Source organism: Brevibacillus humidisoli (assembly GCF_020923435.1).
GTDB lineage: Bacteria > Bacillota > Bacilli > Brevibacillales > Brevibacillaceae > Brevibacillus_E > Brevibacillus_E humidisoli.
In genome coordinates this window covers 4605558-4620023 of record NZ_CP087263.1, presented here as the reverse complement: position 1 = coordinate 4620023, position 14466 = coordinate 4605558, and the positions used below count along the sequence as shown (strand labels likewise).

Annotated in this window: 10 protein-coding genes; 3 read left to right on the top strand and 7 right to left on the bottom strand. The window is 49.8% G+C overall.

Annotated elements, in window-relative coordinates; translation table 11 throughout:
- Positions 1-10: 10 nt before the first annotated feature.
- The 6 genes from LOK74_RS22590 to LOK74_RS22565 all read right to left on the bottom strand — a co-directional run bounded on the left by LOK74_RS22590 (position 11) and on the right by LOK74_RS22565 (position 10523).
- Complete coding sequence (locus LOK74_RS22590; RefSeq protein ID WP_230044250.1) at positions 11-1999, bottom strand: LTA synthase family protein; 1989 nt, start codon at positions 1997-1999, stop codon at positions 11-13.
- A gap of 220 nt (positions 2000-2219) precedes the next feature.
- Entirely contained in the window at positions 2220-3797 is a 1578-nt protein-coding gene (locus LOK74_RS22585) for an eCIS core domain-containing protein (protein WP_230044249.1), read from the bottom strand.
- Positions 3798-4053: 256 nt separating this feature from the next.
- Positions 4054-5877: a DUF2357 domain-containing protein gene (locus LOK74_RS22580; RefSeq protein WP_230044248.1), complete on the bottom strand. Its 1824-nt coding sequence runs from the start codon at positions 5875-5877 to the stop codon at positions 4054-4056.
- A complete protein-coding gene (locus LOK74_RS22575) occupies positions 5861-7834 on the bottom strand; it encodes an McrB family protein (RefSeq protein ID WP_230044247.1) in 1974 nt (657 codons plus the stop codon). The genes LOK74_RS22580 and LOK74_RS22575 overlap by 17 nt, the downstream gene beginning before the upstream one ends.
- 3 nt (positions 7835-7837) lie before the next feature.
- The gene (locus LOK74_RS22570) at positions 7838-8995 is read right to left on the bottom strand and encodes a hypothetical protein (RefSeq protein ID WP_230044246.1); all 1158 of its coding nucleotides are present in this window, start codon (positions 8993-8995) and stop codon (positions 7838-7840) included.
- 502 nt (positions 8996-9497) lie between these two features.
- On the bottom strand, positions 9498-10523 hold the full coding sequence (locus LOK74_RS22565) for a methyltransferase (protein WP_230044245.1): 1026 nt from the start codon (positions 10521-10523) through the stop codon (positions 9498-9500).
- A gap of 463 nt (positions 10524-10986) precedes the next feature.
- Here LOK74_RS22565 and LOK74_RS22560 point away from each other — a divergent pair, with 463 nt between their 5' ends.
- Together LOK74_RS22560 and LOK74_RS22555 are read left to right on the top strand one after the other, a co-directional pair.
- Positions 10987-11640: a hypothetical protein gene (locus LOK74_RS22560; RefSeq protein ID WP_230044244.1), complete on the top strand. Its 654-nt coding sequence runs from the start codon at positions 10987-10989 to the stop codon at positions 11638-11640.
- Positions 11641-11703: 63 nt separating this feature from the next.
- A complete protein-coding gene (locus LOK74_RS22555) occupies positions 11704-12312 on the top strand; it encodes a hypothetical protein (protein WP_230044243.1) in 609 nt (202 codons plus the stop codon).
- Positions 12313-12386: 74 nt separating this feature from the next.
- Here LOK74_RS22555 and LOK74_RS22550 read toward each other — a convergent pair whose 3' ends face one another.
- Entirely contained in the window at positions 12387-13199 is an 813-nt protein-coding gene (locus LOK74_RS22550) for a hypothetical protein (protein ID WP_230044242.1), read from the bottom strand.
- A gap of 550 nt (positions 13200-13749) precedes the next feature.
- Here LOK74_RS22550 and LOK74_RS22545 point away from each other — a divergent pair.
- Entirely contained in the window at positions 13750-14178 is a 429-nt protein-coding gene (locus LOK74_RS22545; RefSeq protein ID WP_230044241.1) for a universal stress protein, read from the top strand.
- The last annotated feature ends 288 nt before the right edge of the window (positions 14179-14466 follow it).

Sequence of the window (14466 nt, the reverse complement as noted above, 5' to 3'; positions counted from 1 at the left end):
GAGAAACTCTCTATCTTCGTTCATCCGACATCCGCTGCAAAACAGAGAACAAATCTCCTTCCAGCATCAGATCAGACAGCTTCAACCGTTCCTGCGCTGTCAAAAACCGTTCCTTCGCCGCCTCAACGGTAAGCGGTTCGCCGCTGTCTCGCTCATAATACTTGCCGCTCTCAAACAAGCCGTCACGCGTGATAAACGCAGACGTCTGGGTCACGTACGAGCCGTCGCGGAACACAACCAGCCGTTGATCGTCCGGGAAGTCAAACAATCGCTGACCCATAAAGTAGTGGCCTTCCTGCGGTATCCCCAGCAAATACAACAGGGTGGGTGTCAAATCCAAATGACCGGACACCTGTTCCTGAACCGTCCCATTCAAGTCAGCCAGCGCGGAGCTGTAGATCACCATCGGAACCTTGTCGTATTGCCGCTCGTACTTGGGAACAATTCCGATCTTGCGCAGTTCCTCTTCCGGCACGCCCGCGTCGTGATCGCCGTACACGACCAGGATGGAGGAGTCGTACAACCCGTTCTGTTTGAGCAGACGAATCAAGTGTCCCAGCGCCTGATCGGCGTAATGGGAGGAGTGCAGATAATTGCCCATAAAGGTGCCTTCCAGCTCGCCCAGGTCCAGCTGCTTATACTCGGGCGGCACTTCGAACGGATGATGATTGGAGAGCGAAATCAAAAAAGCGAAGAACGGCTTCGGCAGCGCCTCCATCTTTTCATTCATCTGCTCAAAAAACGCTTCGTCGGTCAGCCCCCAGCCGAACGACTCGCCGGGCTTGAGATCTTCCATAAAAAAGGACTGCTCAAATCCTAGGTTGCGATGCATCACGGCCCGATTCCAGAACGCTCCGGTATAGGCGTGAGCCGATACGGTCGCATACCCGTGCTGTTTCAGTACCTTGGGCATGGAGTCGAACTCGTTTTCGGCAAAGTTAAAGTAGATGCTGCCGGCGATAGAGGACGGGTAGAGCGAGACAAGTGAATTGAATTCCCCATCTGATGTACGCCCATGGTGAGTCTGGTCGTAGTAATGGGGAAAAGCAAGCCCTTCCCGCATCAGTTGATTCAGATGCGGCGTCACTTCCTGTCCGTTCACCTTTAGATCGACGACAAACGCCTGTAGCGATTCTTCTTGGACGACAATCACGTTTTGCCCCTTTGCCCTGCCAAACAATGGCCCCGGCGGCAGTTTGCTGTTGTGCTCCCAGAACCACTGGCGTACCTCCTCCAGCTCGGAACTGGAGGCTTCCTTGCCGCCAAGCGAAAGTTTGCTGTATTGATACATATCATACAGGTGGTAATGGTAAATGCCAAGCGCTTGCAGCAAGGCTTTGTTGGAATAGCGTGCATCGAGAAACCCGGGCACTTGAGCCACGGTTCGCTCCACGTGGACCGTGGTCCCTACCACCAACAACGCAGGTATGGACAAGGCAGCTATGCGGCGTGCCGTTTTTGTCACTCTGGTCTGATACGTCAGGATCACCCGCTTCATCTTCCAGCGGTAGACGACAATCAGCAGGGGAATATCCAGAAAGTACACAGCGCAGGTCCAATTGGTCAGGCTGACGATACTATCCCCAATGTCTCCGACCTGACCGATCTGACGCAGCAGACTGACCGAGGTGACGTCGTGGAAGTAGCTGTGGTACAGCGTATCCACAAATAAAACCAGACTTAATCCGCCATCCGCGATGATCAAAAACGGAAACCGCCAGGCAGCGGGTAGCAGGTTGCCGCAGAGGAGCAGGCTGGCTACCGCCAATAGCGAGATGATAAACGCCGAGGCCGACACTCCCATTCCGACCAGTCGATAGAACAGCCACATTTTTACGGCAAACACAAGCAGCAGACTGGCCACATCTGCTCTAGCCGCCACCATGCACACAGTCCATGACAGCAGCTTGTTGATTCTCTTTTTCAGACCCTTCATCGTCAGACTCTCCTTGACTCCCCATTTTTTCTCTCTGTCTGTATCTTCATAGCTAACTGCCATCTACTGGCTGCCTATAATCTACTAGCTAGCTGTCATACTAGCTACCTGTCATCTACATAGCTAATCATAGTTGGTTCTGTTTCGGTACACAAGTATCCATGAGCCTGCCCACTATACTCTCTCACCCCGGCCGTCCCGCAACAAAAAGAAGCATCCCGGCCCACTTCTTCCTGTGAAACGGGATCGGGATGGTTCTCGACGGCTTCAATCAGCGCCGCTGCTATTGCATATAATCCATCAGACTGGTTTGGCGCGATGTCGTCGTCCGGGATGAACCCGGATCATAGGCTGGCGATTCCGGGTCGTACGGTCTCGGCTGCTCTGGCGTATAGTACGTGCGATTCGGTTCACCGGTTTTCGTGGTAGGTCCGATCCACTCCCCATCGACAAAGGCTTTTTTCGCCCCGATGGCTATCCGAGCCATCGCCTCTTGCACTTTATTGGGATCCAAATAGTCCATCAGCATGCGTAAAACAACATTTGGGTCCATCCCCAGCTTGCCAGCGGTCTGCATAATCTCCTCTTGCATGAATGGACCGATAGAAAAGGCGTCAAGCGTCAGCTGCGATTTGCTCTGTAATGCCTCAATGAATTCGGGGTTGTCCAGTGGACGTTTAGACAAATACTTGTACATATAAAGCTCCGACAACGCCTGCATTTCCTCAGCAATCATTTGCTTGGTAATCTTGCTGCCCTGCTGCTCTGCGGCCAGCATAATCGAGTCGTATTCGCCGCGGGTCAGCTTCTTATTCCCCTCTGCACTCCCCATAAACTGGGCGCCGAGGTGCTCCGTGTAGTACTCCCAGCCGGACAGTTGGTTCTGCAAGGTGACAATCTCTTCCTGCGCCTTTTTAAATACCGGCCTCTCGGCATAATTTTTCTGATAAAACCGTCGCGGCACGGACAGACGGACATCTTTGGGAGACATGTGCCGGTACACATTCCCTTTTTTCAAGCCATAGTTGTCCTTCTCCACGTACTTGTAGTCGCCGTCCCTTTCTACTTTTAAGCCGCCCTCGTCCACGATCACTTTCGCTTTCCGCTGAACGACACTGCCAGTAGTCTCTACTGCGTGCTGTCGCACAGCGGCAGACTTCCCGCTCTCTGGCACTTCTTTGCGCTGAGCGGTGCTGTCCGCCGTCGGTGAGGCCGTTCGCTGCAAACTGGCCGCCTTACTCCCCATCCGATCTGCTTCGCCCTCCAGTGACCGGTCATCGTTAATCGATACTCCCCCCAGCTGCATCGTAGGACGCACCCGTCCCTGCCGCTGCTGTACCACGTGCCAGCCCTCATGAGGCAGATGTCGCTCCTGCCCCGGCGCGAGGTGAATCTCGCTGCCCTGGGCGTAGGCGAGCGCCTGCACCTGCGCCGGCTTGTCAGAGTTGTAATGGACACGGACATCGGACAAGTCCATTCCGGACAAGGACTCCAAGCCCTCCTTCAACTGATCCGGCATCCCGGTACGGTTTGCTTTTGTTTGCACAACCGGCTCTGCTGCCGCTTGCGTGTCCCTTCCGACTGCACCACTCTGCTCCAATGGTTGCGAAATCATTGGTTGTGCAGCCACTGGCTGTACAGACTGTGCATGGGAGCTAAGCAGTTGCTCCACAGCGCGATTTCCGAGCATCTGCTGCATCTGGATAATCTGGTCGGCCGTCATCGCCTGGGGATTGGCCAGCGCACGTTGCAGCTGTAGAGCGGTTGTCTGTTCATGAGCAGCAGACAAGCGGGGGACCGGGTTGGTACGCGCGTTTCTAACTCCGGCTTTCTCCCTCTTCTGATCTGGACGAGATCTCATCGATACGTTCCTCCGCTCAAAAGGTATTTCTTTATCTCATTAGATAGCAAGGGCATATATACCTTTTTTCTCCATGTTACCATAATACCGAATTGGGCGATACTCCGAGCTTTCTTGCAAACATTGTAGTGGACGAAAGAGGAATACAGGTTTGCTTTATCCGGGTACGTCCGAAATCTTGTGCACCTATCCAGATCGACTGTTTATCTTATCCATTAAAAAGCACACTGCCTACTCTGACAGTGCACTTTTGGTACTACACCCGATGAAAGCGGGCCATCCTCTCTCGAATCCCCTCGATCGCATCTCGCAGGGCTTCCACCACATGCGTATTGTCAAGCCCTGGGGACATCGTGATAAAACGCAAACTAAAGTCGTCCAACTTTTGATTCTCACTCTTCATCTCATCTTTGACGGGATAGATCGCCCATGCTTCGTACACGGGGACAATGCCGAAGTAATCGCTGCCGCTCTGATCGCCATAAATAAACTTGGATCGGCTGTTGCTGCCGTAGGCAATCAATTGGTTCATCTCCCGGCTGCGGTAGATCGTGCGCACCTTGATCTGGTCCCAAAAGTTGTTCCGCGGCCGGTACTTGTAATCAATCAACAGCGTTCCCGCATAGATCCCATCCAGGTAAAAGTTGATCCGGGTATCTGGCCGGTTGTGCGTGTCGGTCATATACAGCGGATTCCGCTCAAAGTCAGTCTCGTCGCTGGTGAGTGGAATCACACTGTTGTAGGTTACGGTGAGTGAGAGGTCGCCCGATTGCAGCCGCACCTGGGCGTCCTCCGGCAAGTGCGGGATTAGCCACTTATCGCCGGTAAAACCTTGCGAAAACAGCCAGCCGCCGGTGGGAGTGAAGCCCAACTCGCGGATCAGCAGTTTCAACAGCGTGGTAAACCCCCACATCTCATAGAGAATATCAGAGCGCTTCCACTGATAAGACATGTACGGATCAAAGTCAACCGTCAGTTCCTCTTGTCTAAAATCGCGATACATCTGATACAACGCCCGGTACCGCGAATCGGAGATCAATACGTGCGACACGTGGGAAGCATACCCCTGATCGGCGATTTCCTCGTACCAATGAGCCGTCGTCATCAGATTGAGACTTGCCCGCACCTTCCGGACAAACTCTTCGAAATCATCCAGCAGTTCAAGCACCTTTTGTTTCTCCTGGATTGTGTTTCGCGTCGAATCCTGATAGGCCGCAAAAGGCTGCAATCCGGAGATCTCCTCTGCAACAAAGCTTCGGTAATGTTCTATCGACTGCTCGAACTCGTTGATGCGCACGATCAAGTCGCGGATCATCTGCTTCACCCAGCGGTTCTCCGGCAGGTCGTAATCCATCCTGCGGTACGGCACCATCCGATACCCCGGCTTGCCTGGATAGCGCATCATGTGACGGATTGTCACATCGTCCGTCTCGCCGGCACGGTCCTCTCTGTCCAGCTTGTATTCCTTTCGGTTGCGAAAGTTGATCCGCGTGTACAGATCGTTTAAGGCTGCCATGACCGGTTCGTAGTGCTTTTTCAATACCATGAACTGATACAGCAGTTCAGGCGGTATCATGTTTTGCAGTCTCATCCCCTGGGCAAACCGCTTGCGGATCAGGTCCAGGGCCAGCCCGCGAATCGTTTCCTCCAGTTCCTGCCGCATGATAGTCAGCTGTTCATTGGTAATTCCTTTTGCATGGATCACAAACGGCGCATAGTAGATCTGCTCCCCGACATGGACCCGGATCTGGTAGACCCCTGGGATCAACGGGTACGAATCATGCGTAAACAAGCTGAGTTCCTCACTGGACGGGCTGAGGTACGCCTCAAAGTTCTCGTCTTCTTCCACCATTTTGCCCTCTACCGTATCCAGACCGTACATATAGAGTCGGGCAGTCGGATCATCAGACTCAAACCGGATGGAGATCGACATATGCTCGATCAAGGAAAGGGATGGCTTGTCGATGTTTTCGTAAAACGCTTCTTCGCTCGGATAAAAGCGAGTCACTTCACGTTCTATGCGCAGGTGTCCGGTATAGAACACCAGCCGAAACGACCGCTCATTATACTGTGTATCCATTCACCTTCAACTCTTTCGCTTTTTGAGTCAGTACGCTCTTGGTCTCCACAAACTGGGACACCGTGCTGTAGTTGTCTAAAATCGTCAACAAACGGCTGTTCTTCCACTCATCATTGGAATCAATCGTGCCGATCAACTCTTTGAGCAGCCCTTCCGGCCCTCGCAGCTTGGTAAAGACCCGCTGAACCAACTGCAGATCAAAGGCGGCAGCCCGGTCGAGATGGGGACTTGGCGGCAGGTTTTTCAGGTAATGGTCGATATGCCGCGCCACGCGGGGGCCTACGCCCAGGTTTTTGTTCACCTGTTGCAATGTCTGATGCAGTTCCCACAGCAGCGCAGTTTCTTCCGGCGTTAAGGTAAATGCGCCATCGGGATTGCGGAACTGATTATACTGCTCGTAATTGTAGTACGTTGGCTGCTTTTTCTCCGTTTTCGCCTTGTCTTTGGCATCCTTCTGCGAGACGTGACGCAGGGCCTCGAAATCTTGAACCTCCAGCTTGATCACGTTGGCACGGTCCAACACCTTGTCGGAGAAGTGATAGGTAGACTCATCCAGGTTGACCGTCCCCACAAAAATCACATTGTTGCCGATGTTGATCTCCTGCTCCACCTGGGACGAGTTATAGAGCAGCGTGTTCTCATCGTACAGCTTTAGTTTGCGCCGGCCAGGCTCCATCTCCAGTACCGACAAGAACTTGGCGAAATAGTGTTCCACCCGGGCCAGATTCATCTCGTCGAAGCAGACGATGTACAGATTGTTGCTGTTTTTCTGCGCTTCGTGCAGGACGTTGATCAAACCGGTGTTGCCTGGCCGATACAACATGTTCATCGTATCCACATAACCGATCAGATCGGAATCGTCCGTCCAGGAAGGGCTGACCGGGATGATCACCAACTGCTGGTCAAGACCGAGTGCTTTGCCGTATGCTTGCACCAGTCGCGATTTGCCTGTGCCGCTCATCCCAGCCAATATCGTCAAATACCCCGACTTCATCGCGGTGTGGAAGTTGTACAAGTCCTTTTCCCGATAGGACAAGCCCATTTCCTTGGTCACCTGGATAAAGTGTTCCATAAACAGCTCTTCATCTGATTTTTTCTCCTCTTCGACTACAGGGTCGGACTCCTCCTCCACCTGAATCTGTGCGAGAGGCGCGGCTGGTTTCTCCTCTGGAACCGGCGCTTGTTCCTGGATGCTGGACGTCTGGATCGGATCTGTCTCCCGCAATGCCTGTTCCATCGTCAAGTATGTCTCCGTGTTGACAAACATCAGCGTATTGGCTGAAGCGTCGTCGAGATAGGAGGCATCCAGCCACTCATCTGTAAAGTCTCGTTCTTTTAGGCCGTTCTCCGTCACCATGCTGAAGCCGCCGTGAGCGTAGCTGTGGTCGACGAATTCGCCTAGCATTTTGTATCTGCTCTTTTCTTCCCGCCACAAGATGATCGTTGGCGTATCGTCTTGATCATGTGAGATGTTCTCGATACGGCCGAGATACTTCCCTTTCATCAGTCTCAGCAAAAGTTCATCATAGTCGATATTATGTACCTCCGGGCTAAACACCGGGATCGGAATGAAGGTATCCGTCTCCCGGAAGCTTTCCCGTTTTGGAATCAGCCGAACATTTTTGGCCAGGAAATGGTCATCGTTGCTGGATATCTTCCGATAGGGCTGCAGGATCAGCAAGCTTTCCTGCAAAAAGTCCTTCAGGTCTTCTTCGCGCTCTTCGTTTGTCTTCTTTAAATCGTCATCAAAGCCGTACTTCTCCAAATCGGTCGAATAGCAGGTAAACAGGTCGACACGCGGAAACGAAGCCGGCTTATTGGTAATCAGCCTGATATAAAACTGCACGTAGCCCAACCGGTTCACAAATACAGCCTTTGGTCGGCCCAACTGCTGCTGCACCGTCTCATCATCCGCCAACACACCTAACAGGTCGATTTCCCACATTTTATTAAACATCGCTTACTTTCCCTCCATGTAGGTTTTTAACTTGTGAAAATCAGCGAACTCTACGACTTTGGATTGGTAGATTTGCTGCAACCGAACTTGCTGTTCCCTGGGGACCCGGTAGGTCAGCACCCATACCTCGTCTGCTTTTGCTTGAGGTTCAGACTCCAGAAACTGATCAATCTCACTCGACTCAACCACCCGGACCGCATACTTGGGGATGGAAAATACCCGTCTGTTGCGTGGATTGCCAAACAGAAGCACCTTTATCTTGATATCGTCTGTCCCCTCGATGCCGTGGATGATCTTGATCAACTCCAGCTGTTTCTTCATCTCCTCGGCAGCCTGTTTCTCTTGATCGATACGCGACTGCAGTGACTGCTTGCTCTGCTCCAACTCTTTGATCCTCGCCTGCGCTTGCTGGAGGCTTGTCCGCAGCTGCTCTTTGTCTTGTTCCAGTTTGGCGATGGCTGCCTCCTGTCTGGCAACCTCTTGTTCCTTTCGGTGGAGTTCCCGCTTTATCGTTTGTGTTTCAGCTTCATACGCCTGCTTCGCCTCTTTCCATTCACGGCGTTCTCGTTCTCGTTCTTCTTTGCACTCATCCAGCTTCTGCTGAAGGATCTCTGATCTCTTCTTTTCCTGTCTATACTGTTTCTCGTATTCCGCTGTCTCCGCTTTTCTCTCTGGTTCAGGCTGCTCTTCTCTGTTTTCTTTTTCTTTTTGTTCGGATTGTTTTATTTTCTGGGCATGTGCATCCAATTCGCCTTTTTCTTTTACCTTTTCAAATAACGCTGCCGCTTTTGTATGGTCGTCTGGTTCAGAACTGCTGAGCAGAACCATCAAGACGGACGGCAAATCGATGGCGGTATCATCAGATTGTATCTCCGCATACAAGTTATCGCTATCTCGTTCCCGTATCTGAGATATCTTCTCGATCAACTCATCGTCAAAAGGAATCTCATCAAAATGCTGACAGATGTAAAAGAGTTTGTCGTTTTTTAAGAGTCCGTTGATGATTCTGGGGCGAAATGCCCGAAGCTGCTCTTTTTTAATGTGTTGAACATCACTTACCCCCGGGATTCGCAGGTTTAACCCTTTTACCTTTGCGACGGAGAGCAGAAAATGATCCGGCGCTATCTCAAAAATCCATTTCCAGATCTCTTTGTGATTCATAGCCTGGACAACCACCCTTTCATCCTGTTGGTATGTTGTTGCATCTCATCCTGCTCCTGACCTCTCACTTTTTAGAAAATAGGGAAAACTCGGTCATTGCTGAATCTGAGACGGCGGCAGAGCTGTATTGCCAAGCCACCTATGGGCCATGACATCTGCTGTGACATCGATGCGCATGACTTGTTTGTCGCAGCATCTCTGCTTCCTTGACACGAAAAAAAGGGTCCGTTAAAAGGAACCCCTCGGGCAAGCTGATTCACACACTGACTCGACGAGTGGAAATGGGAAATCGTCCTCTTCCTCTTCAACGTTGGTGACTGTTTCGTATGTAAGGCAGGTGTCGGATGAGATTTTGTTTTATTAAAGAATCGGCGTTGTTCTATCTCTATTGTAAGGGATGATGTCCGAATTGACCAGTGTCCGGTATCAAACTCGACCTTAGAAATCGGCTGTCCGGTACAAGTGATGACTGGCAAAGCAGTACGTTCCTAGAGCTCCCTGACTATACAGCCGTGGCCTGGATGATCGCAACACCACCAGAGATCGGGATCAACTGCCTGCATACAAAACCGGCTGTCGACAGCAACGACCGGAACTCCTGCTCGGTTCGTTCTTTCCCGCCTACCATCACCAGCATCTCCAGGTCGGTCCACTTCGCCTGTGTCGATTCGCTATCGGGAAGCAGGACTTGCTCCACCAACAATAGGTTTGCCCCTGCTGACATGGCCTTGCGGCAGTTGGACAAAATCGTCAGCGCGGATTCATCCGGCCAGTCGTGGATGACAAACTTTAACAGATAGGTATCAGCACCAGCTGGGATCGACTCAAAAAAACTGCCTGGCTGAACGTCACACCGATCGTCCAATCCTGCTGACTGCAGGAAGCGTTTCGCTCCATCAGCGACCAAGGGTTGGTCGTAAACGATTCCTCTCAGATGGGGATGAGCCTGTAGAATCGCAGCCATCAGGGAACCATGCCCCCCGCCAACGTCGACCAGCAGCCGGCAATCGGCAAAATCATAGTTCTGGGCAATGAGCGGATTCATCGTTTCGGAGATACTTGTCATCGCTGCGCTGAAAACCTGTGTCGCCTCTTCGTTTTTCGCCAAGTAATCAAAAAAGTTCATCTGATGCAGATGCGTAAACGCCGGCTCTCCGGTCTGAACGCTGTACAATAGGTGACTCCATGCGCGGCGATGCCATTCTTCTCCGTACATGATCGCACTATTTCGGAGTGAACCAGGAGAGTCGCTCTCCAACAACCTGCTCATCTCCGATGGCCCATACACTCCTTCTCCCTTTTCCTCAAAAATGCCGACACTGGAGAGTGCCCGCAGGAGGCGATATAGTGTCGGCGCGTGACAGTCGCTTTCGGATGCAAGGTATTCACAGGACTGCGGACCCTCTTTCACAAGATCGGCGATTCCCAGCTTGGCAGCGACATGAATCGCTTGGGCGATCCAGCTCCCCAGGATCATCTGGAACAACATCTCTCCCGGCTGGTACTCTTTGTTTGTCTGACGGCTCATGTTCATTTTTGCACCTCACTTTCTGGTTCCCTCTTTTTGGTATCAAACTGGAATTAATTGCAGTACTATACTTACGCGTAGAGAAGCAATACTTTCCCTCTTTTATCCAAGAACGGTCAATCATAGTTTTTGAGTAAAGAATGCGCCCTGCGTCCTCCTATTTTATTTCTGCAGGAAGAGTAGTAACGTTTATTGTTATTAGGAAACTAGATATCTGGACGGATAAAATGGAGGCCTTCTTCGGCAATAAGATTCCTGTATTTTGGGAAAATTATGTCGTGTTAGAATCATGGCAATTTTATTTTAAGTAGATTGTTTATTCTCCTTTTAATAGAACTTGAAACCGGAATTTTACTTAAAAAGGTTATGATGGATAACATTGATAAAAATTAACCTGCCAGTTAGTATATGAGTAACCTCTAGACTATTCCTTAAAAAGCCAAACATTAAGGAGTGAATTTTTATGAGGAAGAAAGCAGGTTTATGTATTCTCACGTTTTTACTAGTAGTTCCTGCAATTGTAAGTGCTGCCCCTCAACCGGAGCAACCCCAAACAAAAGTGACTGTTGCCCCAGCAACCGAAACGACACAAAATGGTATACCCGAATCCGAGCTTGATGATATTGTAAAACCAAGAGACGTTATAGTTGGCCCAATCTTCCATAGTTATGACCCCGATGGGTATGTTACTGTCAAAAAGTTCAGGGAAATCATTACCTTCGAACACGACAACACACGAAACTCAAAGCCATATAATATGACAGTTACTGTTACAAGATCTGAATCCCAGGGCTCTGAGTGGAGTGGGAGTTTAGAGTTCACAGGAGAAATTAAGGCTGGAATTCTTGCCGAACTTAATTCTACTGTTGGTGTTGAGCATAAAACAACCCGGGCAACAAATGAAGCGGTTGGTGCCAAGGGAGATATGGAGGTAGATCCCGGAAAAACAGGTTTCATCCGCTTTTGGTACAAAGGTCGTACGACGGATGGTACGGTAAGAGTTTATTATTATAATACTGCAGATCCAAGTAACAGAACTTATGTTGACAAGCCTATTGATGCGACTGTGTTTGTGGCAGACCATATGGATGTGTTCAGTGAAGCATGGCAGGAATAAAATTTAGTTGGTTAGAGAAGAGTCGCATGACTCTTCTCTTCACACATGGGGTGAATGGCGAGCATGAAAAGTAAGATGCTGTTATTTATAGTAGTAATGTTATGGATTACAGGATGTGCAAATGAAACTGTCACTGAATCCCGCATTCTTGCTTATGATGATTTCAAAAAGACGTTTTCTACTTTTAAGGAAAAATTTGACCCGAGCCATTTTGAAAAAATCTCTCCTGAACACCTTGCAGTTATTACAGCTTCGTTTCCAGAAAATAATCTTGATGAAAGGGGAGCTGATATCATTGATCATAGTGTTGAATTTCCGGCAAGATACGAAGCATATTACAAATCAGAGGATAGTAGCCTGTTAGTGAAGGTGAACTTTATTTACTTTCCGGCAAGTAAAGAAAAACATTTCGTTACAATCAACTCTATTTCTCCCGTACAGAATTCCAATATCTTAGAAGACTATCGCAAGATTCCTCGCCCTTTTTTTGACGAATACCTTCTTTCGATGGAAGGATATCTGGTATTGATCAATTTTTTTGATTTAAATAAGGCTGTTGACAGAATGAATGATCAATATCAAAAATCATTTATTCAAGATACCCTTGTGTTTTATGAGCAGTTCGAAAAAACCTTGCTGCAAATTCATCATGAAGTCCTACAAATAGAGTAACTGGCTAATTACCATGCCGTGTACTCTTCAATGACACATTCCGCGCTTTTCTTTTGAATACCAATATAGCCTTGTCATGCTGTTGATTTCCGCGCAAACCAGGTACTGATCATTGCAAGCAGCATCAGCCGCTCATTGGCCGACAGATCGTCATCGATTTCAATATAGGGATTGTTATAGTCTTTGAACAACTGCTGCTGTTCGACCGGAACCCATCCGTACCGAAACACAGCCCACTGTTTCCCCTCTTCGTCAGTAATGGAAAAGTCCCCGGTGAACCCACTGCTTTTGGCTTTCAACAGCGGACGCCCCTGAGCGTCTTCCAATACCCCCTGAAAGGTGAGCACCGTCTTCCAATCATTCTGCTTGTAAATCCCGATCTTCTGTCCCTCTGCATCGAAGATCGCCACTTCCAGCTTCATTCTCGCGTTGTTTCGAAAGCTGCCAATCGGTTTATCATCATGGTCCCGTATCGTATAGGTCAGCGGCAGCCAGAGATGTACGGTCAGGTTAGGGACCAATTGCAGCAGATACGCATACCACGGCACTCGTTGCACAGCAATGCGCGCCAGGTACTTGCCATTGGCATAAAAGAGCCAATACTGCGGCAGGAAGCCTGCCGTTTTTTTGACAATCAGCCGGTCTGCCTGGAGCAGGTGCCTCTCCGACTTCTCGACGACCGTTTCGGCTGTATGCCTGGCCCGCTGTTTTTCCCTGACAGCCAAAACGAGAAAAAATAGGGCCGCTAGAGAGATGCCTGCGATATTTGCCCATCCTTCTCCGTCTTGTGGCGGTTCCAGGATGAGAAGTCCGACAATGATTGCGAGCAATATAGCAAACAGGACGATGTAGATTGTCGATTGCTTTTTATGGAATGTGGACAGCATATTTGGTCCTCTCCCTCTGTTTACGAACATCCCGAATCAAGCTACATGCAAAATGCGTGCTTACTTATTTATTACGTAAACCAATGGGCGACAGTTTCACCTGCACAGGAAGGCACGCCAACCTTACCTCCTCGAGACGGCGGGAATCCCCTGGCTGGAAACAACTGCTGCAACATCATGCAAGCGATTTGCGATTCCTTCATGCCGTTGAATCATTCGTACTGAGAAACCTGATTATCAAACGATCTTGAACAGCAATGGATTCCCCTGGGCCGCACAATCAGTTATAATAACAAGAAGAGGAAGCGCTTTCATTTCGGTTCATATCTAATACAGGGAGTGTGACCAAGATGATCTTTGAGTCCAGATACCGTAGACAGGCTATGCAGATATGGAAAACCTCAAATGAGAAAACCAAGCAGGATGTATCCGCTTCCTTACAAAAGGCTCAGCGGCAAAGCAGAAACCCGATTGCACTGGCCGTGTTATCGATTGCCGCTTGGTTCACCCAACAGTAAAGCATTTGACGAACAATACACGGGGAATATAGATGATGTTTCAACACATTTTAGTAGCCGCTGATGGATCTAGGCACTCTCAAAAAGCCGCATCTGCTGCCATCAATCTGGCCAGCAAGATGGGGAGTTCCACTGTTACGCTGATGCATGTCGTCAGTAAAGCGCCAACCAAAACGCAACTGCTGGATGCGAGGTTTGACGTCCGTATGCTCCTGACGGAACAAGCCCATCAGGCAATCCGGCAGATTGAACATGACTTCCGTCTGAATGGCATTCCTTTTAGACTGGAAGTAGGGCTGGGTGATCCCGCCGAAGAAATCACCGCATATGCCGGACGTGCAGCCGTCGATCTGATCATGATCGGCAGTCGCGGCTTAAGCAGATTGGAAGAACTGGTATTAGGGAGCGTCAGCCATAAGGTTGTTCAGCTTTCCCCTTGCCCGGTCATGGTCGTCAAATAGACATGTGAACAAAACCTCCATGCCTTTCTGAGCCACATCCCAACATGAAAAGATGAACTCCTAGGTTGTGTGAAGGGGAAGGTGAGACAGAAAGTCAAAGCCCTTTCGGACTCCCTGTTTGGAACTTTTACACACCATCAGATCTTCCTGATCCGCCAGTCTTGGAGTCACATTATGTTTTTAGAGGAGTCGATTCGGAAACTTGACGAAGAGATTGACAAATACTTGGAGCCTTACAAAGAAGAGGTACAACTCCTTCAATCCGTACCTGGGGTAGACAAATCAACA

Coding starts and splice junctions, on each gene's coding strand:
- LOK74_RS22585 (WP_230044249.1), bottom strand. CDS start 3,797: ATGAGATCTCGTCCAGATCAGAAGAGGGAGAAAGCCGGAGTTAGAAAC.
- LOK74_RS22560 (WP_230044244.1), top strand. CDS start 10,987: ATGAGGAAGAAAGCAGGTTTATGTATTCTCACGTTTTTACTAGTAGTT.
- LOK74_RS22545 (WP_230044241.1), top strand. CDS start 13,750: ATGATGTTTCAACACATTTTAGTAGCCGCTGATGGATCTAGGCACTCT.
- LOK74_RS22570 (WP_230044246.1), bottom strand. CDS start 8,995: ATGAATCACAAAGAGATCTGGAAATGGATTTTTGAGATAGCGCCGGAT.
- LOK74_RS22580 (WP_230044248.1), bottom strand. CDS start 5,877: ATGGATACACAGTATAATGAGCGGTCGTTTCGGCTGGTGTTCTATACC.
- LOK74_RS22555 (WP_230044243.1), top strand. CDS start 11,704: ATGAAAAGTAAGATGCTGTTATTTATAGTAGTAATGTTATGGATTACA.
- LOK74_RS22565 (WP_230044245.1), bottom strand. CDS start 10,523: ATGAGCCGTCAGACAAACAAAGAGTACCAGCCGGGAGAGATGTTGTTC.
- LOK74_RS22575 (WP_230044247.1), bottom strand. CDS start 7,834: ATGTTTAATAAAATGTGGGAAATCGACCTGTTAGGTGTGTTGGCGGAT.
- LOK74_RS22550 (WP_230044242.1), bottom strand. CDS start 13,199: ATGCTGTCCACATTCCATAAAAAGCAATCGACAATCTACATCGTCCTG.
- LOK74_RS22590 (WP_230044250.1), bottom strand. CDS start 1,999: ATGGCAGTTAGCTATGAAGATACAGACAGAGAGAAAAAATGGGGAGTC.